The sequence below is a fragment of the Streptomyces sp. NPDC001002 genome, from assembly GCF_053599215.1.
The window spans coordinates 152,282-172,753 of record NZ_JBSFLV010000002.1 but is presented as its reverse complement, the minus strand read 5'-3'; the positions used below and the strand labels follow the sequence as shown (position 1 = coordinate 172,753).

The following is a 20,472-nucleotide window of genomic DNA, read 5'->3' as shown; positions in this document are numbered from 1 at the left end:
GGAGAGGTCCCGGTCACACGGACGCAGAGGGAAAGGTCACACGGTGCGCCTTAGTGCGGCTCAAGTGATCTGCCCTAGCATCCGAGCATGACGGTCCTGCCTGACGACGGGCTTTCCCTGGCCGCCGAGTTCCCTGACGCTACGCACGAGCAGTGGCAACGCCTGGTGGAGGGCGTTCTGCGCAAGTCGGGCAAGGAGGTCTCGGGTACGGCAGCGGAAGACGCCCTGTCCACCACTCTGGAGGACGGGCTGCGCACCCGCCCCCTGTACACCCCACGTGACACCGCCCCCGAGCCCGGCCTGCCCGGTTTCGCGCCCTTCGTGCGCGGCGGCCGGCCCGAGGGCACCACCCTCGACGGCTGGGACGTACGGCAGCGGCACGCCTCACCGACCGGCGACGCGGTGCTCGCGGACCTGGAGAACGGCGTCACCTCGCTCTGGCTGGCCGTGGGGGAGAACGGCATTCCGGTCTCCTCGCTCGCCCGGGTGCTCGACGGCGTGTACCTGGACCTGGCGCCGGTCGTGCTCGACGCGGGCCGGGACACGGAGGCCGCCGCGCGGGAGCTGCTGCGGCTGTACGAGGAGCGGGGCGTCGCCAAAGAGGCCGCGCACGGCAATCTCGGTGCCGACCCGCTGGGCCACGAGGCCCGCACCGGCGAGGCGCTGGACCTGGCCGACGTGGCCGGGCTCGCGCGCAGGTGCGCCGAGGAGTACCCGGGGCTGCGGGCGCTGACCGTGGACGCGCTGCCGTACCACGAGGCCGGCGGCTCGGCCGCGCAGGAGCTGGGCGCCTCGCTGGCGACCGGGGTCGCGTATCTGCGGGAGCTGACCCGGAACGGCATAAGCGTCGAACAGGCCTGTGGGCAGCTGGAGTTCCGGTACGCGGCCACCGCCGACCAGTTCCTGACGATCGCCAAGCTGCGGGCCACGCGCCGGCTGTGGGCACGGGTCGCCGAGGTGTGCGGGGCGCCGGGCGCGGGTGGTCAGGTGCAGCACGCGGTGACCTCGCCGGTGATGATGACCCGGCGCGACCCGTGGGTGAACATGCTGCGCACGACGATCGCCACGCTCGCCGCCGGGGTCGGTGGCGCCGACGCCGTCACCGTGCTGCCCTTCGACCACGCGGTCGGTCTGCCGGACGCGTTCGCGCGCCGCATCGCCCGCAACACCTCCACGATCCTGGTCGAGGAGTCCCACCTGTCCCGGGTGATCGACCCGGCGGGCGGCTCCTGGTACGTGGAGCGGCTCACCGACGAACTCGCCCACGCGGGCTGGGAGTTCTTCCAGCACATCGAGCAACTCGGCGGCCAGGCGGCCGCGTTGCGCTCCGGACGGCTCGCCGAGGACCTCGCGGAGACTTGGGCGGTACGCAGCGCCAAGCTCGCCAAACGCCGTGAACCCATCACCGGCGTAAGTGAGTTCCCGAACCTCGGCGAGAAACCCGTACAGCGCGCCCCCGCACCCGAGCCACCGTCCGGCGGACTGCCCCGGGTCCGCCGGGACGAGGCGTACGAGGCACTGCGCGCCCGCTCCGACGCGCACCTCGCCGCCACCGGCTCCCGGCCCCGGATCTTCCTGGCCACGATCGGCCCCGCCGCCGCGCACACCGCACGCTCGACCTTCGCCTCGAACCTCTTCCAGGCCGGCGGCATCGAGCCGGTCACCGGAGGTACCTTCGAGGAGAGCGGCGCCACCGAAGCCTGTCTGTGCTCCAGCGACGCGCTCTACGAGGAGCAGGCCGAGCCGACCGCCTCGGCACTACGGGCCGCGGGCGCCGGGCACGTGTTCCTGGCCGGCCGTCCGGGGCAGTACACCGACGTGGACGCCTACGTCTTCGCGGGCTGCGACGCCGTGGCCGTGCTCTCCGCCACCCTCGACCGCATGGGAGTGTCGTGATGGGAATCCCCGACTTCACCGGGATCGACCTGGGGACCCCGCACACCGACGGGGGCACCGACGAGTGGCGTACGTCCGTGAAGCGCGCCGCCGACGGCTCCGACCTGCTCTGGGAGACCCCGGAGGGCATCGCGGTCAAGCCGCTCTACACCGGCCGTGACCTGGAGGGCCTGGACTTCCTGGACACGTACCCGGGCATCGCGCCGTATCTGCGCGGCCCGTACCCGACGATGTACGTCAACCAGCCCTGGACGATCCGCCAGTACGCGGGCTTCTCCACCGCCGAGGAGTCCAACGCCTTCTACCGGCGCAATCTCGCGGCCGGCCAGAAGGGCCTGTCGGTCGCCTTCGACTTGCCCACGCACCGGGGTTACGACAGCGACCACCCGCGCGTGACCGGTGACGTCGGCATGGCGGGCGTGGCGATCGACTCGATCTACGACATGCGGCAGCTCTTCGACGGCATCCCGTTGGACAAGATGACGGTGTCGATGACGATGAACGGCGCCGTGCTGCCGGTGTTGGCGCTGTACATCGTGGCCGCCGAGGAACAGGGCGTGCCGCCCGAGAAGTTGGCCGGGACCATCCAGAACGACATCCTCAAGGAGTTCATGGTCCGCAACACCTACATCTATCCGCCGAAGCCGTCGATGCGGATCATCTCCGACATCTTCGCCTTCACCTCGCAGCGGATGCCCCGCTACAACTCCATCTCCATCTCCGGCTACCACATCCAAGAGGCGGGCGCGACGGCCGACTTGGAGCTGGCGTACACCCTCGCGGACGGCGTGGAGTACATCCGGGCGGGGCGGGACGCGGGGATGGACGTGGACGCGTTCGCGCCCCGGCTCTCCTTCTTCTGGGCGATCGGCATGAACTTCTTCATGGAAGTCGCCAAGCTGCGCGCGGCGCGCCTGCTGTGGGCCAAGCTGGTCAAGCAGTTCGACCCGCAGAACGCCAAGTCCCTCTCCCTGCGCACCCATTCACAGACCTCGGGCTGGTCGCTGACCGCGCAGGACGTCTTCAACAACGTCACGCGTACCTGCGTGGAGGCGATGGCGGCGACACAGGGCCACACCCAGTCACTGCACACCAACGCCCTCGACGAGGCCCTCGCGTTGCCCACCGACTTCTCCGCCCGCATCGCCCGCAACACCCAGCTGCTGCTCCAGCAGGAGTCCGGCACGACCCGGGTGATCGACCCGTGGGGCGGCAGCGCGTACGTGGAGCGGCTGACGTACGACCTCGCGCGGCGGGCCTGGCAGCACATCGAGGAGGTCGAGGCGGCGGGCGGGATGGCCAAGGCCATCGACGCGGGCATCCCCAAGCTGCGCATCGAGGAGGCGGCGGCCCGCACCCAGGCCCGCATCGACTCCGGCCGTCAGCCGGTCATCGGCGTGAACAAGTACCGGGTGGAGACCGACGAGGAGATCGACGTCCTCAAGGTCGACAACTCCTCCGTGCGCACCCAGCAGATCGAGAAGCTGCGGCGGCTGCGCGCGGAGCGGGACGAGCGGGCCTGCCAGGACGCGCTCGACGCGCTGACCCGGGCGGCCGGCGGCGAGGGCAACCTGCTGGAGCTGGCCGTGAACGCGGCCCGCGCGAAGGCGACGGTCGGCGAGATCTCCGACGCGCTGGAGAAGGTGTACGGACGGCACGCCAGCCAGATCCGTACGATCTCCGGCGTGTACCGCAACGAAGCAGGCGAGTCCCCCTCCGTGGACCGCACCCGCACCCTCGTGACCGAATTCGAGGAGGCCGAGGGGCGCCGGCCGCGCATCCTGGTCGCCAAGATGGGCCAGGACGGCCACGACCGGGGCCAGAAGGTGATCGCCACCGCCTTCGCCGACCTCGGCTTCGACGTCGACGTCGGCCCGCTGTTCCAGACCCCGGGCGAGGTGGCCCGGCAGGCCGTCGAGGCGGACGTGCATATCGTCGGGGTGTCCTCGCTGGCCGCCGGACACCTCACCCTCGTACCGGCGTTGAAGGAATCGCTCGCCGAGGAGGGCCGGGAGGACATCATGATCGTGGTCGGCGGTGTGATCCCGCCGCAGGACGTGCCCACGCTCCTGGAGATGGGCGCGGCGGCCGTCTTCCCGCCCGGCACGGTGATCCCGGACGCGGCCTACGACCTGGTGAAACGGCTGGCGACCGACCTCGGCCACGATCTGTAGCGCCGCATGGCAGCGATCGATCTGGAGACGTACGCGAAGGGTGTCCTCGACGGCAAGCGGGCGCTGATCGCCCGTGCGATCACGCTCGTCGAGTCCACCCACCCCCGCCACCGGGCCCTGGCCCAGGCGCTGTTGACCGAACTGCTCCCGCACAGTGGCCGGGCCCGGCGGATCGGGATCAGTGGGGTGCCCGGGGTGGGCAAGTCGACGTTCATCGACGCCTTCGGCACCATGCTGACCGCGCTGGGCCATCGGGTGGCGGTGCTCGCCGTCGACCCGTCCTCCAGCCGTACCGGCGGCTCGATCCTGGGCGACAAGACCCGCATGGAACGCCTCGCCGTGGATCCGGCCGCCTTCGTACGGCCCTCCCCCACCGCCGGGACGCTCGGCGGGGTCGCCAAGGCCACCCGCGAGTCGATCGTGGTAATGGAGGCGGCGGGCTACGACGTGGTGCTGGTGGAGACGGTCGGCGTGGGCCAGTCGGAGACGGCCGTCGCCAACATGGTCGACTCCTTCCTGCTGCTCACCCTGGCCCGTACCGGCGACCAGTTGCAGGGCATCAAGAAGGGCGTGCTGGAGCTGGCCGACGTGATCGCCGTCAACAAGGCGGACGGTCCGCACGAGCGGGACGCCAAGGCTGCGGCGCGTGAACTGGCGGGCGCGCTGCGGCTGATGCACGGCAAGGACGTGTACTGGGCGCCGCCCGTGCTCAGTTGCAGCGCCCGCGAGCAGACCGGCCTGGACACCGTCTGGGAACGCCTCGAACAGCACCGCGCGCTCCTGGAGTCCAGTGGGCGGCTCGCCGCCAAGCGCCGGGACCAGCAGGTCGACTGGACCTGGACGATGGTCCGCGACACGCTCCTCGGCCGTCTGCACGCCGACCCCAAGGTGCGGGAACTCGCTCCCGAACTCGAACAGCAGGTGCGCGAGGGGAAGTTGACGGCGACGCTGGCCGCGGAGCGGATCCTGAAGGCGTTCGGGGACGCGGCCGACTGAGGTGGCCCGGCGCCGGGTTCACGGAACGCGACACCTGGTTCGTGGAACGCGACGCCGGGTTCGTGGAACGCGGCATCGGGTTCACGGATCGGGGCGCCCAGTTCACGGTTCGGGGCAACCCTTGTCGGAGCCCCTGAACTCCTGTCCGTAGACGCTGGTCACGTCCACCGTCACCGGGTTCACGGACTGCGTGGCGACCCGGTGTGCGGCGGCGGCCGTGCAGATCAGCTGGCGGATCGCGAGGTCGGTCAACCTGCCCATGCCGTGCGGGAGTTCGATGGAGAGCGTGTCGTCCCGTACGGTCACGGTCGGCACGTCCTCGGAGGTCTCGTCGGGTCCCCCGCCGACCGCGTCGGCCTTGGCCGTCGGGACCGGCGCGACGCTCGGCAGTCCGGGCACGTCGCTGGCCAGGCCCTGGGACTGCTCCCGGTCGGTCGGGCCGAGCAGCAGCAGGTCCAGGGCCGTCCCGGCGTCCCCGGGCTCGGCGGTCGTGCGCGGGACCGCGACGAGCGCGCCGCCGTCCCGGACGAAGTAGACCGACGTGACCGAGGCGATCCCGCTCGCCGGACCGCCGGCCTCCACGACTCCGGTCGCGGGGATCCCGCAGGCGGACAGGGCCAGCAGCGACGGTGCCACCAGCAGCGGGAGCCGGTGTGTGGCCTTCATGACGGGTTCTCCTCGGGCGACTCGTCCCGCCGCAACGGGAGTTCGACCGTGAAGACGGCACCGCCGGCCGGTTGGTTGGCCGCGCGGACGGTTCCGCCGTGCATCCGCACGTTCTCTGCGGTGATCGACAGACCGAGGCCGCTGCCCTCGGAGCGGGTCCTGGCGGTGTCCGACTTGTAGAACCGCTCGAAGACGTGCGGCAGTACGTCCTCGGGGATGCCTGGGCCGCCGTCCCGTATCTCGATGACGGCGAGGCGCCCGACCGCGGGGGCAGCACTCGCCTCCAGGCTCACGCACACCGGACGGGCGCCGTGCCGCAGGGCGTTGCCGACCAGGTTGGCGACGACCACGTCGAGTCGGCGCGGGTCGACGCGTCCGCGCACCGCGTCGGGCGGCGGCAGCCGCGTCTCCACGGAGTCCGACCAGCCGCGCGAGGCGAGGGTGCGCCGGATCGACTCGGCGAGGTCGATCTCGTCCAGGTGCAGCTCCGCCGCGCCCGCGTCGAAACGGGAGATCTCCATCAAGTCGTCGACCAGGCGGGCGAGTTTGACGGTCTCCTCGCTGATCAGCCGGACCGCGGTGGCCGTGTCCGGGTCCAGCCCGGCCGCGTCCTCGTCCAAGACGTCGGTGACCGCCGACATCGCGGCGAGCGGGGTGCGCAGTTCGTGCGAGACGTCCGCGGCGAAGCGCCGAGCCCGCGCCTCCATGCCGCGCAGCTCCGCCACCGACGTCTCCAGGGCGGCGGCGGTCTCGTTGAACGTGTGGGAGAGATCGGCGAGTTCATCGGATCCGTTGACCGCGAGCCGGGTGTCCAGGCGCCCCTCGGCGATGCTGCGGGTGGCGTCCCGCAGCGCCCGCACCGGCAGCAGCACACCCCGCGCGGCGAACAGCGCGAGCACGACGGCGAGCAGCAGGGCAGGCACCATCGCGCGCTCGACGGAGGTCACCAGGGCGTCCACGTACGCCTGTTCCTCGGTCTGCGGCACGACCAGGAACACCCGGACCCCGGATGCCGTCTGGGCTCCGTCGGGGGCGCCGAAGGTGACCGACATGCCGACGACGAGCGAGGTGCGTCCGCTCTGGCGCACCCGTTGGAAGACGGTGGCCCGGCTGGTGGCGACGGCCTCGCGCACGTCGGAGCTCAGCTCGGGGAAGGAGTCGCCGGCGACAGAGGGGGCGCTCAGGGTCCCGAAGATGGCCAGGACGCGCCAGTCGCCGGGCGCCTCCGTGGCGGCCACGTCGGCGGCGAAGCGCTGGAGCGCCGACTGGTCCGGGGGGAAGCCGAGTTCGGGGGCGCGTTGGTTGATCTGGGTGCGCAGTTGTCTGATCGTGGCGTCCTGGCTCTGCTGGAGCACTCCGGTGCGGGCCTCCCGGAAGGTCAGGGCGCCGGTCGTGGCGGCGGCGACGGTGGCGACCAACCCGAAGGCCACCACCAGGCGCGGGCGCAGACCGCGCAGTCGTCGCGCGCGGCGCGTCCTGCGCGTCTTCACGGCGCCGAGAAACGGTAGCCGAAGCCGCGCACGGTGTGGATGTACCGCGGTGCCTTGGGCGGCTCGGACATCTTGGTGCGCAGGCGCTTGACGCAGGCGTCCACCAGCCGCGCGTCCCCGTGGTAGTCGTGCTCCCAGACCGCCTCCAACAGCTGCTGCCTGCTGAACACTTGACCCGGCGAGGCGGAGAGCGTGAGCAGGAGGCGTGTCTCGGAGGGGGCGAGGGCGATCGGCGCACCGCCCAGCGTGACGGTCAACCCGGCCCGGTCCACGGCGAGTTCACCGTAGGTGTCGATCTTCGGCAGCCCCGTCCCGGCCGGCGCTCCGCCCGCGCGGCGCAGGACGGCACGTATGCGGGCGTCCAACACCCGGGCCAGCACCGGCTTCACCACGTAGTCGTCGGCGCCCGCCTCCAGACCGACAACGATGTCCACTTCGTCACCCCGCGCGGTGGCGATGATGATCGGCAGGGTCTGGTCGACGGCGCGTATGCCCCGGCACACCTCAAGGCCGGTCATGCCGGGGAGCATCAGATCGAGGACCACGATGTCCGGCCGGAAGCTCCTTAACCGGTCCATGCCCTCTTCCCCGGTCGCGGTGGCGGCGACGTCGTGGCCCTGTCGGCGCAGGGCCAGGTCGACGCCCTCGCGCACGGCGCGGTCGTCCTCGATCAGCAGTACTCGTGACATGCGCACAGTATCCACAGGGAGATGACCAAGGCGGGCGTTATCGTCTCGTTATCTTCCGAGCCAGATCCGATCACATTGCGGTCGCACCGTAAACGATCGTGAGAGCGCACAAGGAGAAGCCCCCCAGCCGTCGTCGGAAGGGATCCACCCACGCCGCCACGCGGACCGGGCGGAGACAACTGACGGGGGGACTGGCCGCGTTGGCCGCTCTGGGTGTCGTCGGGTGTGCGGTGGTGGCGTGGCTGCCGGCCGACTCGAACGCGAAACGGTCGCCGACGGCGGCCGGTTCGGGCGCGGGTGCCGAGCGCAGTCCGTCGGTGCGGCCCACCTCCGAGCCGCCGAAGCCGAAAAGACCGACAGCGACCGCCACCGGGAAGGCCGAGGGGACGCCGAGTTCTTCCGGCCCGGACATCCCCGGCAACGGGCCCGGCACGTTCGTCACCGCACCCGGCGGCAGCGAGCGCGTCGGGAAGGGCAGGGCCCTGCGCTACAAGGTCGAGGTGGAGAACGGCATCGACCTGTCCGCCGAGGACATCGCCGAGCAGGTCGAGCGCATCCTGGCCGACCCGCGCGGCTGGACGGCCGACGGACACTCGGGCTTCCAGCGGGTCTCCACCGGCTCGACCGACTTCGTGGTCAAGGTCGCCACTCCCGGGACCGTGGACAAGGTCTGCGGGCAGTACGGCCTTGAGACCGGCGGCGAGGTCAACTGCAGCGTCGCCCACAACGTCATGGTCAACCTCAAGCGCTGGGAAGAGGCAACTCCCGTCTACGCCAAGGACGTCACGTCCTACCGGGCGCTCATCATCAACCACGAGGTGGGCCATTTCCTCGGCCACGGCCATGTCACCTGCCCCGCGAAGGGCGGACCGGCCCCCGCGATGATGCAGCAGATCAAGGGCATGCACGGCTGCGAGCCCAACGTCTGGCCCTACACCGCCGACGGCCGGTACATCACCGGCCCGGCCGTCCCCTGACCATCGATCACTTCCTTCGATTGTTCCCAACTTCCAGGAGCACAAGTGGAGTTACGTGTGAAGCACAGACATGCCGTCGCCGCGGCCGGGGTCGCCGCCTCGGCCCTGGTGCTGGCCGGGCTGCCCGCCGGTACGGCGTCCGGAGCGGGGACCGGAGCCGGGTCCATCAAGACGAGCGCGGCGCGAACTGCCGCCGCCGTCAAGACCGTCACGCTGGTCACCGGTGACCGGGTCCTGCTGGACGCCGCCGGAAAGGTCGCCGGCGTCGAGCGGGCGAAGGGCCGGGAGCGGGGCACGTTCTCGATCCGCACCGTTGGCGAGCACACCCAAGTGGTGCCCTCCGACGCGGAGTTGCTGATCGCGCAGGGCAAGCTGGACGTCCGGCTGTTCGACGTGACCCAGCTGGTGGCGGACGGGTACGACGACGCGCGCCGCACCGACGTACCGCTGATCGTCACGTTCAAGGGCAAGAAGGTGCCCTCGATGAGCCCGTTCACCGGAGCCGGCGCCCGGATGGGCCGGGCGTTGCCCGTCGTCAACGGCAAGGTGATCCGGCCGGTCAAGAAGCGGGCCGGCGACTTCTGGAACGCCGTGACCGACACCGCCGGCGACAGCGGCACGACGGAGTTCACCGACTCGACGGCGGTGGAGAAGGTCTGGCTGGACGGCAAGCGCAAGGCGAGCCTCGACAAGAGCGTCCCGCAGATCGGCGCGCCGACCGCCTGGGCCGCCGGTTACGACGGCACCGGGACGAAGATCGCCGTCCTGGACACCGGCATCGACACCAGCCACCCCGATCTCGCGGGCAAGGTGGTCGCGGCACAGGACTTCTCCGACTCCGGGAGCACCGGCGACAAGTTCGGCCACGGCACGCACGTCGCGTCGATCACGGCCGGCACCGGCGCCAAGTCCGGCGGCAAGTACAAGGGCGTCGCCCCGGGCGCGCAGCTCATCAACGGCAAGGTCCTCGACGACAGCGGCTCCGGCTACGACTCCGGGATCATCGCCGGCATGGAGTGGGCGGTGGCGCAGGGCGCCGATGTCGCCAACCTCAGCCTCGGCGGCGAGGACACGCCCGGCATCGACCCGATGGAGGAGACCGTCAACCGGCTCTCCGCCGAGTCCGACACGCTGTTCGTCATCGCGGCAGGAAACGAGGGCGAGTTCGGCGAGAAGACCGTCGGTTCACCCGGCAGCGCCGACGCGGCGCTGACCGTCGGCGCGGTCGACAAGTCGGACCAACTCGCCTCGTTCTCCAGCCGCGGCCCGCGCGTCGGGGACGGCGGGGTCAAGCCCGACCTGACCGCGCCCGGCGTCGCCATCACGGCCGCCGCGGCCGCGGGCAGCTTCCTGGAGGGCGAGTTCCCCTCCGACACCCCGGGCTACCTCACGCTCGACGGTACGTCGATGGCGACCCCGCACGTCGCGGGCGCCGCCGCCCTCCTCGCCCAGCAGCACCCGGACTGGACCGGCGAGCGCATCAAGCAGGTCCTCACCGCCTCCGCGAAGCCGGGCGCGTACAGCTCCTTCCAGCAGGGCACCGGGCGCACCGATCTGGTGCGGGCGCTGGACCAGAGCGTCGTATCCGAGCAGCAGTCGATCGGCTTCGGCGAGCAGCAGTGGCCGCACACCGACGACAAGCCGGTCACCAAGCAGCTCACGTACCAGAACCTCGGTACGGAGCCGGTCACCCTGGACCTCTCCGTCGACGCCTACGCGGTGGACGGCAAGCCCGCCGCCGAGGGCATGTTCACCGTCTCGCCCCGGACGATCACCGTCCCTGCGGGCGGCGAGGCGAGCGCCGAGGTCACCGCGGACACCAGCGCGGGCAGTGCCGACGGCAGCTTCGGCGGCTCGGTCTCGGCGACCTCCGCCGACGGCAAGGTCCAGGTGCGGACCGCTGTCGGCGCCGAGCGCGAGGTGGAGTCGTACAGCCTGACGCTCAAGCACATCGACGAGAACGGCGAGCCGACCGGTGACGCCGTCACCTCGGTGATGGGCTTCGCCAAGGACTTCTACGCCGAGTACGCCGACGAGCAGGACGGGGAGCTGACGGTCCGGCTGCCCAAGGGCGACTACATCCTCAGCGGGGTGATCCATCCGAGCATCTCGTCCGGCGCGCACGCCATCCTGGTGCAGCCCAAGTTCCGGCTCGATGGCGACAGGACCATCACCGTCGACGCCCGGCAGGCGAAGCCGGTGGACGTCACCCTGCCGGACCCGGCGGCCGAGTCCACCGACGCGACGGCCGCGATCGGCTTCCAGCGGGGCGCGGAGCTGAACGACGGCTTCCTCCAGTACCTGATGCCGACCTTCCAGGGCGCGCGGTTCGGGCAGCTCGGTACCGGGGAGGCCGTCGACGGGCTGTACGCCCTGTTCGCCGGCACCTGGTCGCGGCTGGACGCGGAGGGCCGGCCGGTCTCGTACCACCTGGGCTGGAACCGCGGCAGCGACCTGGACGGGTTCACCACCACGGTGACGCAGAAGCAGCTGGCCAAGGTCGACTTCGAGGCGGGCGAGCCGGTCGAGGGCCGGCGCGCCCAGGTCGAGGTGTCTCCGCACGGGCCCGACGGTGAACTGGTGCGCAGCTACACCGACTTGCGCGGGGATCTGCCGCTGCGGACCACCGAGTACATCCTCGACAACGGCGTGCAGTGGTCGGGCCGTATGTGGTCGGTCTCCGGCGAGGGCCGGGACTCGGTCTTCGAGAACTTCCTGATGCGGATGCCGCAGCGCTGGAAGGCCGGTCACACCTATCAGGAGCGCTTCAACGTGGGCGTGTTCGGCCCGGTCCTGAACGGCTCCGCGGAGCCCGGACCGGCCACCGGCTTCCCGGGTCTCGCCCGGATGGGCAACACCATCAGGGCCTATGTGCCGATGTTCGGCGACGGCTCCGGGCACTGGGGCGATGCCGACTCCACGTCGGTGAAGACCTCGCTCACGGTGGACGGCCGGGAGATCGCCGACGACTACGGCATCCCGCCGACCGAGAGCCTCACCGAGTACACGGTCCCCGCCGGGGACGCCGCGTACAAGCTGAGCGTGGACAACTCCCGTGATCCTGCCGTGTATCCGGTCAGCACGCGCGTCCAGGCGGAGTGGACCTTCCGCTCGGCCACGACCCCCGACGGCGACTTCGCCACGCTGCCGCTGTCGACGGTCACCTTCTCCCCGAAGCTGACCCTGGCCAGCACGGCCAAGGCGGGTACGACCTTCAAGGTGCCGTTCAGCATCAGAGGCGCGGCGGCCGGGCAGAAGCCCGCGAAGCTCGCGTTCCAGGTCTCCTACGACGACGGCGCCACCTGGCAGTCCGCCAAGGCCGTCGGCGGTACGCATCTGACGCTGAAGCACCCGGCCGCGCCGGGCTCGGTGTCCCTGCGCGTCGACCCCGCCATGTCCCTGGCCACCCTGGGTGTCGAGCCCCGGGACGCGGGTGTCGCCTCCGCGATGGTCAACACCTCGCAGCAGGTGGGCGGCGCCATCGGTACGGCCCTGCTGAACACGATCGCCGCGTCCGCGACGACCGCGTACATCAAGGACCACATCGCCTCGGCGGGCACCTCCAAGACCCAGCAGCAGCTCGTCGCGCTGCAGGGCCAGGTGCACGGCTACACCAACGCCATCTGGTTCGCGGTCGGCATGCTGGTCGCCGCCGCGGCGATCGTCTCGGTCCTGGTCACCGCCGGCAAGCAGGGCGGCGGCCCGGTCGCCACCGGTGACGCGGTGGAGGACGAGCTGGCGGTACCGGTGATCGCCCACTGACGGCGGCCACCCAGGTACCCCTTCGGAAAACCCGTACGTGCGGGGAAGGGGACGCCCCGCACGTACAACCCGGCGGACCTGCCCGGCATGCTGAGCGAGCGGCTCAGCGCAGCCAGGGCAGGTCCGCGCCCGCTTCCTTGGGCTGAAGGCCCTCGGCGACGATCTCCATGATGTCGCCGAGGGCCTTCTGCTGCTCCGGGCTGAGCCGCTCGAACACCGCCTGCCGTACGGCCGCCACATGCCCCGGCGCGTTGCGCCCGAGCACCTCGAAACCCTGGTCCGTCAGGACCGCGAACTGGCCCCGCTTGTCCGAGGGGCAGTCCTCGCGCCGCACCCAGTCGCTCTTCTCCAGCCGCGCGATCGCGTGCGAGAGCCGGGAGCGGGTGATCTTCGCCATCCGGGCCAGCTCGGTCATCCGCAGCCGCCGCCCGGGCGCCTCGGCGAGCACCACGAGCAGCCCGTAGTAGATGTGCGGCATGCCCGCGTCCCGCTGGAGCTGACGGTCGAGATGGTCTTCGAGGAGCGTGGACGCCTGCATGTAGGCGCGCCAGACACGCTGTTCCTCGGCGGTCAGCCAGCGGGGTTCTTCCGAGTTCATGTCCTCCACTGTACGAAACTCTTCTTGAAGATTAAACAAGTGGCGCGTACGCTGTTCCACGGAGAGAGTTTTAGAGTTCAAGCAACTTGAAGCAACTGTTTCGCCGGAGGAGCCGCCGCCATGTCCACCGCCGCACCGGAGCGCATGCCCGCCCTCTACCTCAGCCACGGCGCCCCGCCCCTCGCGGACGACCCGATCTGGCCCGGCGAACTCGCCGCCTGGTCCGCGGACCTGCCCCGCCCCAAGGCGATCCTGATGGTCTCCGCCCACTGGGAGGAGGCCCCGCTCGCCCTCGGCGCGGTCGACCCGGTCCCGCTCGTCTACGACTTCTGGGGCTTCCCCGAGCACTACTACCAGGTCCGCTACGACGCCCCCGGCGCCCCCGAACTCGCCGAGTCCGTACGGAAGTTGCTGCGCGCCCCCGGAATCCCCGTGCAGGACGTCCCGGACCGCGGCCTCGACCATGGCGCCTACGTCCCGCTCGTCGAGATGTTCCCGGCCGCCGACATCCCGGTCCTCCAGGTCTCCATGCCGACCCTCGACCCGGTGAAGCTGATGGAGATCGGCCGCAGGCTCGCGCCGCTGCGCGACGAGGGCGTCCTGATCGTCGGCTCCGGCTTCTTCACCCACAACCTCGCCGCACTGCGGCACACCGGCGGGGGAGTGCCCACCTGGTCCTCCGAGTTCGACGACTGGGGCCGGCGGGCGCTGGAGACACGGGACTGGGACGGACTGCTCGACTTCCTCCACAAGGCCCCGGCCGGCCGCTACGCCCACCCGCGCACCGAGCACTTCGCCCCGCTCTTCGTCACCATGGGCGCGGCCGAGGTGACCGGCGAGCTGGACGCGCAGAAGTCGGTGATCGACGGGTTCTGGATGGGGATGGCGAAGCGGTCGGTGCAGTTCGGGTGACGGGACCTGCTCAGAGGTCCTTCTCGTGCCAGGCGACGTCCCAGTAGCGGCCGAACTTGCGGCCCACCTCCCGGTAGGTGCCGACGTACCGGAACCCGAAGCGTTCATGCAGCCGCGTGGACGCTTCGTTGGGCTGTGCGATGCCCGCGTAGGCGCGGTGCAGGTCCTCGTCCGCCAGGGACTCGAAGAGGGCCTTGTAGAGCAGCGTGCCGATGCCGCGGCGGCCCGCGTGCGGGGCGACGTAGACCGTGACCTCCACCGAGGTCGAGTAGGCGGGCTTCGCACGGTAAGGGCCGGATGTGGCGTAGCCCAGAATCTCCTGTGTGTCCGCATCTTCGGCAACCTTCAGCCGGTGCGGGCCGTCTTCAGGATGGGAGAGCAACCAAGGGCGGCGCTCTTCCGGAGCGAAGACAGCGGTATCGAATGTGATGGGCGTCTCACGAACGTAGTGGTTGTAGATGTCGGTGAGGGCTTCGAGATCTCCCTCGACTCCCGCCCTGACCTGCACCTCTGTACGTTCCGACGACACCGGACCACCTCCGTGGCGGCACAGGGTACTGCATGATCAGAAAAATCGGGGGGCAGGTTGGGAATTCTGTCCGGATTCCAGTCGTTGTTTCCTTCGGATGCAGGGCACCCGAGAAAGGTGCTGAGAGGCACTCGACGGTGAGTGCCCGGTGTCCGACAGACCACCCGCCAGCCACCATCGCAAGGGAGCTCGCATGGCAACCCGTGCCGTCGCCCGTCGTAAGTCCGCCTCTGGCGAGACGGCCGACAGGGCAAGCAGTGTTCGCGCCCACGCCGGCGAGATCGCCGACCGTGACCTGGTCGGCATGTACCTCGACGAGATCGCGCGCACACCGCTGCTCGACGCCGCCAAGGAGGTCGAGCTGTCTCAGATCATCGAGGCGGGTGTGTTCGCGCGACAGGTTCTCGAGGGATACGAGGATTCGCACGCCGAGGCCAGCCGCGAGGAGCTGCAGGCCCTGGTCGACGAGGGAGAGCGGGCCAAGGACGTCTTCATCCGCTCCAACCTCCGCCTGGTCGTGGCCGTGGCCCGGCGCTACCCGCGCAGCGGCCTGCCCCTGCTGGACCTGATCCAGGAGGGCAACGCGGGCCTGGTGCGCGCGGTCGAGAAGTTCGACTACCGCAAGGGCTTCAAGTTCTCGACGTACGCGACCTGGTGGATCCGCCAGGCGATCACCCGCTCGATCGCCGACCAGTCCCGCACCATCCGGCTCCCCGTCCACCTGGTGGAGGAGCTCGGCCGGATCCGCCGCGTCCAGCGCGAGTTCAACCGCGAGCACGGCCGCGACCCGGAGCCCACCGAGATCGCCGCCGAGCTGGCATCCACCCCGGAGCGCGTCATCGACGTCCTGGACTGGGCCCGCGACCCGGTCTCGCTGAACATGGCGGTGGACGACGAGGGCGAGACCCAGTTCGGCGACCTGCTGGAGGACACCTCCGCGGTCTCCCCCGAGCAGTCCGTCCTGACCCTGCTGCGCAGCGAGGAGCTGGACGACCTGATCGGCCGCCTCGACCCGCGCACGGCCTCCATCATCAAGATGCGCTACGGCATCGACGACGGCCGAGAGCGGACCCTGACCGAGGTCGGCAAGGAACACGGCCTGACGCGCGAGCGCATCCGTCAGATCGAGAAGCACGCACTGCTGGAACTGAAGAAGCTGGCCCGCGACACGGGCTTCGAAGCGGCCGCGTAAGCGGCGCGGGGGAGCGTGCGTCACTCGGCAGATGCCAGTGGCGTACGACAGCCTCCACCGCGTACGCCGGGTGGCGGAACACCGGCGCAAACATGGCCGTGTTCCACCGCTTCAAGTATCCGGGCCCCGGGAACAAGACTTCAGGGCCCAGGAGTTCGGGTCAGGGGACACCGTCCCCTCGACCCCCTTGGACCACGTCCCGACGCACTCCCCCCCGGCGCCGGGACCTTCCCTGAGCCGGGCTTCGGCGCCCTCCCCCCGGGCGCCGGAGCCCGGCTCTTTTTTGCCGCCGCCGCTGCCGCCCACACCGCCGTCCGCTTTTGTGGACCGCGGCCGGGCAGGGCAGAGTGGACGGCGGGGCACCCCGAACCTGAACCCCGGGGTGGCCCGCCGAATGGCAGATTGTGCCACATGGGCATAGCCTGCCGGTGTGAGCAGCTCCACCCCCGCACAGCAGTCCCGCGCGTCCTCGCTGACCGAACGGCGCAAGGCCGCGACCCGGATGGAGATCGCGCGGGCCGCGGCCGGACTGTTCGTACGCCACGGACTGCGCGCCACCCGGGCCGAGGACATCGCCCAGGCCGCCGGTATCGCGCCGCGCACCTTCTACCGCTACTTCGCCTCCAAGGAAGAAGCCGTCGCCCCGCTCTACGCGGCGGGCGCCGAGCGCTGGGGCGAGGCGCTGCGCGCGGCCCCCGCCGACCTCTCCGTGCCCGAGGCACTGGAACACGCGGTACGCCACACCCTGACCCCGGGCGTCGGCGTCTCCGCCGCCTCCTGGGAACTGGTCCGCACCCTCATCCGCCTCACCGACACGAGCCCCGCCCTGCACAAGGTGTGGGCCGAGGTCTCGCACGACGCGGAGGGCAGGCTGGGCGAGGTACTGGCGGGGCGGCTGGGGAAGTCTCCGGTACGGGGTCCTGACGGCCGGGATCCGGGACAAGGTGCTGACGGGCATCCGGTACGGGGTGCCGACAACGTTGGCAGCGGCCCCGCCCAGTCTCCCGGCCTGCGCTTCGCGGCCGCCGTGGCCAGCGCCGCCGTACGGGTCGCCGTCGAGGGCTGGGCCGCCGGCGAGGCACCCGCGTCGGGGCCGAAGGGGCCGGCCGCGATGGCGCTGCGGAACCTGGAGGCGCTGCGGGACTTTCCGTGGGGGGACGTGGCGAGAGGGTAGTCCGGCGGGTAGGTCGGCGGTGGAGGGATCGTGGCTCGGCTGCCGCCGGCGTCCTCAGCCGCCCGCCGCCCGAGCCAGCCGGCCGGCCAACTCCCGTACACACTCCACCAGTTCCGCCGGTTCCTGGACCGTGAACTCGAAACCCAGCAGGGCGAGCCGGACCGCCAGCCACTCCTTCTTGTCGCCGACCGCCGCGCGCAGGCGGCAGCTGTCGGCGGTGAGGGGTTCGGGGGTGCCCAGCCAGCTCGGGAGGTGCGCCGCCACGGACTCCGCGGGGGCGGCGAACGTGACCTCGAAGTCGTACGACTCGTGCTGTCGCTGCATCGAGCGCCGCAGGTACTCCGCCGCGCTGCCGGTCGGCAGCTCCCGCGGGGCGAAGCGCGCGCCGGTCGCGAAGGGGTCGGCGACGCGGTCGACGCGGAAGGTGCGCCAGCCGGCGCGGTCGAGGTCGTAGGCGACGAGGTACCAGCGTCGGCCGGTCGAGACCAGGCGGTAGGGCTCGGTGAGGCGGCGCGACTCGGTGCCGTCGGCCGCGCGGTAGGCGAACCGCAGGCGCTCGTGCCCGGCCACCGTCGAGGCCATCACGGTCAGCGTCTCGGGCGCGATGCTCGCGCCGTCGCCGCTGGTCAGCGGGGTGGTCGCCGCCTGGAGGGTGGAGACGCGGTGACGCAGCCGGGAGGGCAGCACCTGTTCCAGCTTCGCGAGGGCGCGTACGGAGGCCTCGTCGACGCCCTCCAGGGCGTGTCCGGCGCCCGCGCGCAGGCCGACGGCGATGGCCACCGCCTCCTCGTCGTCGAGGACGAGCGGGGGCATCGCCTTGCCCGCCACGAGCCGGTAGCCGCCGTCGGAGCCCAGGGAGGCCTCGACCGGGTAGCCCAGTTCGCGCAGCCGGTCGATGTCGCGGCGGATCGTGCGGCGCGAGACGCCGAGCCGGTCGGCGAGCTCGCCGCCGGGCCACTCGCGGGGCGTCTGGAGGAGGGAGAGGAGTTGCAGGAGCCGGGCCGGGGTGTCCGTCGTCATGAGTTCGAGGATGCCGTAGAACTAGGACACGATCTGACCTAGTGGCCTTCTAGGTTCGTCTCATGACCTCAACGGAGACCACACCTCTCAGCGTCCAGCCGGCGGTGACGGCGGTACCGGACGACAGCGTGCAGCCCGCCCCGGGCGACCGGCGGCGCTGGTTCGCGCTCGCCATCGTGATGACCGCGGCCTTCATGGACCTCGTCGACGTCACGATCGTCAATGTCGCGATCCCGTCGATCCAGCGGGACGCGGGCGCGTCCTTCAGCCAGATCCAGTGGATCACCGCCGGTTACGCGCTCGCCTTCGCCGCGGGCCTGATCACGGGCGGCCGGCTCGGTGACATCCACGGCCGCAAGCGGCTGTTCCTCATCGGCATCGGCGGCTTCACACTCGCCTCCGCGCTGTGCGGCTTCGCGGCGAACCCGGAGATGCTGGTCGCCTCGCGGATCCTGCAGGGCGGGATGGCGGCGCTGATGGTGCCGCAGGTGCTGTCGATCGTGCACGCGACCTTCCCGGCGCACGAACGCGGCAAGGTGTTCGGCCTGTTCGGCGCGATCGTCGGCCTCGGCGCGGTCTCGGGCCCGCTGCTCGGCGCCCTGCTGACGGAGTGGAACCTCTTCGGCCTCGAATGGCGCCCGATCTTCCTCATCAACCTGCCCGTCGGCATCGCGGGCCTGATCCTCGGCAGCCGCTTCATCACCGAGTCGAAGGCCCCGCGCGCGCTGAAGCTGGACCTGGTGGGCGTCGCCCTGGTCGTCCTCGGCCTGCTGATGCTGCTCTACCCGCTCACCCGCGGCGAGGAACTGGGCTGGCCCGCCTGGGGGTTCGTGTCGATGTCCGGCTCGATCGGCGTCTTCTGGGGACTGGTGGCGTACGAGAAGAAGAAGGCGGCACGGGACGGCTCGCCGCTCGTCGAACTCTCCCTGTTCAAGGTGAAGAGCTTCGCGGCCGGCATCGCCGTGCAGACCGTCTTCGGCGTCGGACTCGGCATCTTCTTCCTCGTCTGGACGCTGTACATGCAGGTCGGGCTCGGCTGGAGCCCGCTGCGGGCGGGGCTGACCGGAGTGCCGTTCTCGATCGCCGTGTCGGTGGCGGCCGGGATGTCCGTCCAGAAGCTCGTGCCGCGGGTCGGCGGACGCAATGTCCTGCAGGCCGGTGCGCTGGTGATGGCCGCGGGCGTGCTGCTCTACCTCTGGGAGTCCGAGCGCTACGGACTGGGCATCGCCTCCTGGCAGATGGCGCTCCCGCTCGTCGTGATGGGTGCGGGCATGGGCCTGATCTTCGCCCCGCTGACCGACACGATCCTGTCCGAGGTGCCGCGGGAGCACGCCGGTTCGGCGTCCGGGCTCATCAACACCGTTCAGCAGATGGGCAATGCGCTGGGGCTCGGCCTGGTCTCGGTGGTCTTCTTCGGCACGATGGACGACCACCTGACGCCGGACCGGGTGGGCCCGGCGTTCGTGGACGCGTTCCAGGGAGCGCTGGGATGGGTGGCCGCGGTGATGGGGCTGATCTTCCTGCTGATGTTCGCGTTGCCGGGGCGGGGGGCCGGCAAGGCGGACGCCGAGCGGACGGGGCGGACGGCCGGATGACCTGACGTTGTCCATCGGTACTTTGTCCACGGACACGTTGTCCACCGGCACGTTCTCCATCGACGCGCGACAGCGCTCCGCCCCGCCCCGAGTCGGTACCGGGGCGGGGCGCTCGGCGTACCCGGTCGGACGATGGCGTACGCCGGTGGTCACAGGGGGCGTACGCCGGGGCGGAACCGACAGCGCACTCCGTGCCGAACGCCCCACCACGTACCGGAATGCTCACTTGTGCATGGAACACTCCGGAGTTGTGCGGATCGTGCGCTCAACTCGCCTGCTCCGCAACGAAACTGACAGTGCATAAGGTCGTGGCGGACGGGTGGGTCGACAGGCTGTGGCGACGGCACCCAGGTGGGGCCGGATGACAGTGCCCTTGTGCCTTAGTCGACATTTGATGATGTGCGGCGGCGAACTCCGGATTCCCGTGCGTGATTCCGCTCCCCGCCCGGAAACGCCGTATTTTCTGTCGACTCGGATTACCTCTCGAAAAGAAATTGCTGACGTGGTGGCGGGCTAATTCGACGAGCCGGAGCGGTCCGCTCCGGCGGTCTCGCCGACCCTGTCCGCGGGCGGTGCGGTCGCCGGTCGGGCGGGGAGGCGTTGGCCGAATCTGTTGAGTCTTGATCGATGACCGTCAATTGATAACGCTGTCATTGCCCGGGGAGGGACGGGAGCGTCTCGCCCCTGTGCAGGCAAAGGGGGTAAAACGTGCGGCCCGGTGAGGTGTCCCGACGGCGCGTACGGGTCGGTGTGCTGTCCGTGACAGATCGCCGGGGCCCGGTTTCGGCTGGCCGCCGGGCGA

The 20,472-nt window shown here is 70.9% G+C and carries 15 protein-coding genes; 9 read left to right on the top strand and 6 right to left on the bottom strand.

What is annotated here, in order from left to right; all coding sequences use genetic code 11:
- Positions 1–87: 87 nt before the first annotated feature.
- The 3 genes from ACWDR3_RS02140 to meaB are packed head-to-tail and all read left to right on the top strand — an operon-like array spanning position 88 to position 5,066.
- Entirely contained in the window at positions 88–1,896 is a 1,809-nt protein-coding gene (locus tag ACWDR3_RS02140) for a methylmalonyl-CoA mutase family protein (RefSeq protein ID WP_450350021.1), read from the top strand.
- Complete coding sequence (gene scpA, locus ACWDR3_RS02135; protein WP_450350020.1) at positions 1,896–4,070, top strand: methylmalonyl-CoA mutase; 2,175 nt, start codon at positions 1,896–1,898, stop codon at positions 4,068–4,070. The genes ACWDR3_RS02140 and scpA overlap by 1 nt, the downstream gene beginning before the upstream one ends.
- A gap of 6 nt (positions 4,071–4,076) precedes the next feature.
- The gene (meaB, locus tag ACWDR3_RS02130; protein WP_450350018.1) at positions 4,077–5,066 is read left to right on the top strand and encodes a methylmalonyl Co-A mutase-associated GTPase MeaB; all 990 of its coding nucleotides are present in this window, start codon (positions 4,077–4,079) and stop codon (positions 5,064–5,066) included.
- A 102-nt stretch (positions 5,067–5,168) separates the two neighbouring features.
- Here meaB and ACWDR3_RS02125 read toward each other — a convergent pair whose 3' ends face one another.
- The 3 genes from ACWDR3_RS02125 to ACWDR3_RS02115 are packed head-to-tail and all read right to left on the bottom strand — an operon-like array spanning position 5,169 to position 7,911.
- On the bottom strand, positions 5,169–5,732 hold the full coding sequence (locus ACWDR3_RS02125) for a hypothetical protein (protein ID WP_450350017.1): 564 nt from the start codon (positions 5,730–5,732) through the stop codon (positions 5,169–5,171).
- Positions 5,729–7,222 (bottom strand): sensor histidine kinase, encoded by a 1,494-nt coding sequence (locus ACWDR3_RS02120; RefSeq protein ID WP_450350016.1) that lies wholly within the window; start codon positions 7,220–7,222, stop codon positions 5,729–5,731. Before ACWDR3_RS02120 ends, ACWDR3_RS02125 begins: the two co-directional genes overlap by 4 nt.
- Positions 7,219–7,911: a response regulator gene (locus tag ACWDR3_RS02115; RefSeq protein ID WP_450350015.1), complete on the bottom strand. Its 693-nt coding sequence runs from the start codon at positions 7,909–7,911 to the stop codon at positions 7,219–7,221. Before ACWDR3_RS02115 ends, ACWDR3_RS02120 begins: the two co-directional genes overlap by 4 nt.
- 200 nt (positions 7,912–8,111) lie before the next feature.
- On the opposite strand from ACWDR3_RS02115, the gene ACWDR3_RS02110 reads away from it, so the two are divergent.
- Together ACWDR3_RS02110 and ACWDR3_RS02105 are read left to right on the top strand one after the other, a co-directional pair.
- Positions 8,112–8,888: a DUF3152 domain-containing protein gene (locus ACWDR3_RS02110; protein WP_450350014.1), complete on the top strand. Its 777-nt coding sequence runs from the start codon at positions 8,112–8,114 to the stop codon at positions 8,886–8,888.
- A 57-nt stretch (positions 8,889–8,945) separates the two neighbouring features.
- Positions 8,946–12,650 (top strand): S8 family serine peptidase, encoded by a 3,705-nt coding sequence (locus tag ACWDR3_RS02105; protein WP_450350013.1) that lies wholly within the window; start codon positions 8,946–8,948, stop codon positions 12,648–12,650.
- 103 nt (positions 12,651–12,753) lie between these two features.
- On the opposite strand, the gene ACWDR3_RS02100 is transcribed toward ACWDR3_RS02105, so the two are convergent.
- Positions 12,754–13,248, bottom strand: a complete 495-nt coding sequence (locus ACWDR3_RS02100) for a MarR family winged helix-turn-helix transcriptional regulator (RefSeq protein ID WP_450350011.1) — start codon at positions 13,246–13,248, stop codon at positions 12,754–12,756.
- Between the two features lie 120 nt (positions 13,249–13,368).
- Between ACWDR3_RS02100 and ACWDR3_RS02095 the strand changes: the two genes are divergently transcribed.
- Positions 13,369–14,160 (top strand): DODA-type extradiol aromatic ring-opening family dioxygenase, encoded by a 792-nt coding sequence (locus tag ACWDR3_RS02095; protein WP_124003882.1) that lies wholly within the window; start codon positions 13,369–13,371, stop codon positions 14,158–14,160.
- Positions 14,161–14,170: 10 nt separating this feature from the next.
- Here the strand turns inward: ACWDR3_RS02095 and ACWDR3_RS02090 are convergent, their stop codons facing one another.
- Positions 14,171–14,689, bottom strand: a complete 519-nt coding sequence (locus ACWDR3_RS02090; RefSeq protein WP_450350009.1) for an N-acetyltransferase family protein — start codon at positions 14,687–14,689, stop codon at positions 14,171–14,173.
- A 193-nt stretch (positions 14,690–14,882) separates the two neighbouring features.
- On the opposite strand from ACWDR3_RS02090, the gene ACWDR3_RS02085 reads away from it, so the two are divergent.
- Together ACWDR3_RS02085 and ACWDR3_RS02080 are read left to right on the top strand one after the other, a co-directional pair.
- The gene (locus ACWDR3_RS02085) at positions 14,883–15,881 is read left to right on the top strand and encodes a sigma-70 family RNA polymerase sigma factor (protein WP_450350007.1); all 999 of its coding nucleotides are present in this window, start codon (positions 14,883–14,885) and stop codon (positions 15,879–15,881) included.
- Positions 15,882–16,311: 430 nt separating this feature from the next.
- On the top strand, positions 16,312–17,055 hold the full coding sequence (locus ACWDR3_RS02080; RefSeq protein WP_450350006.1) for a TetR/AcrR family transcriptional regulator: 744 nt from the start codon (positions 16,312–16,314) through the stop codon (positions 17,053–17,055).
- Between the two features lie 54 nt (positions 17,056–17,109).
- Here the strand turns inward: ACWDR3_RS02080 and ACWDR3_RS02075 are convergent, their stop codons facing one another.
- Positions 17,110–18,075: a helix-turn-helix transcriptional regulator gene (locus ACWDR3_RS02075; protein ID WP_450350005.1), complete on the bottom strand. Its 966-nt coding sequence runs from the start codon at positions 18,073–18,075 to the stop codon at positions 17,110–17,112.
- A gap of 62 nt (positions 18,076–18,137) precedes the next feature.
- Here ACWDR3_RS02075 and ACWDR3_RS02070 point away from each other — a divergent pair, with 62 nt between their 5' ends.
- Positions 18,138–19,670, top strand: a complete 1,533-nt coding sequence (locus ACWDR3_RS02070; RefSeq protein WP_450350003.1) for an MFS transporter — start codon at positions 18,138–18,140, stop codon at positions 19,668–19,670.
- Positions 19,671–20,472: the final 802 nt, after the last annotated feature.

Coding starts and splice junctions, on each gene's coding strand:
- ACWDR3_RS02140 (WP_450350021.1), top strand. CDS start 88: ATGACGGTCCTGCCTGACGACGGGCTTTCCCTGGCCGCCGAGTTCCCT.
- ACWDR3_RS02115 (WP_450350015.1), bottom strand. CDS start 7,911: ATGTCACGAGTACTGCTGATCGAGGACGACCGCGCCGTGCGCGAGGGC.
- meaB (WP_450350018.1), top strand. CDS start 4,077: ATGGCAGCGATCGATCTGGAGACGTACGCGAAGGGTGTCCTCGACGGC.
- ACWDR3_RS02075 (WP_450350005.1), bottom strand. CDS start 18,075: ATGACGACGGACACCCCGGCCCGGCTCCTGCAACTCCTCTCCCTCCTC.
- ACWDR3_RS02095 (WP_124003882.1), top strand. CDS start 13,369: ATGTCCACCGCCGCACCGGAGCGCATGCCCGCCCTCTACCTCAGCCAC.
- ACWDR3_RS02100 (WP_450350011.1), bottom strand. CDS start 13,248: ATGAACTCGGAAGAACCCCGCTGGCTGACCGCCGAGGAACAGCGTGTC.
- ACWDR3_RS02085 (WP_450350007.1), top strand. CDS start 14,883: ATGGCAACCCGTGCCGTCGCCCGTCGTAAGTCCGCCTCTGGCGAGACG.
- ACWDR3_RS02125 (WP_450350017.1), bottom strand. CDS start 5,732: ATGAAGGCCACACACCGGCTCCCGCTGCTGGTGGCACCGTCGCTGCTG.
- ACWDR3_RS02070 (WP_450350003.1), top strand. CDS start 18,138: ATGACCTCAACGGAGACCACACCTCTCAGCGTCCAGCCGGCGGTGACG.
- scpA (WP_450350020.1), top strand. CDS start 1,896: ATGGGAATCCCCGACTTCACCGGGATCGACCTGGGGACCCCGCACACC.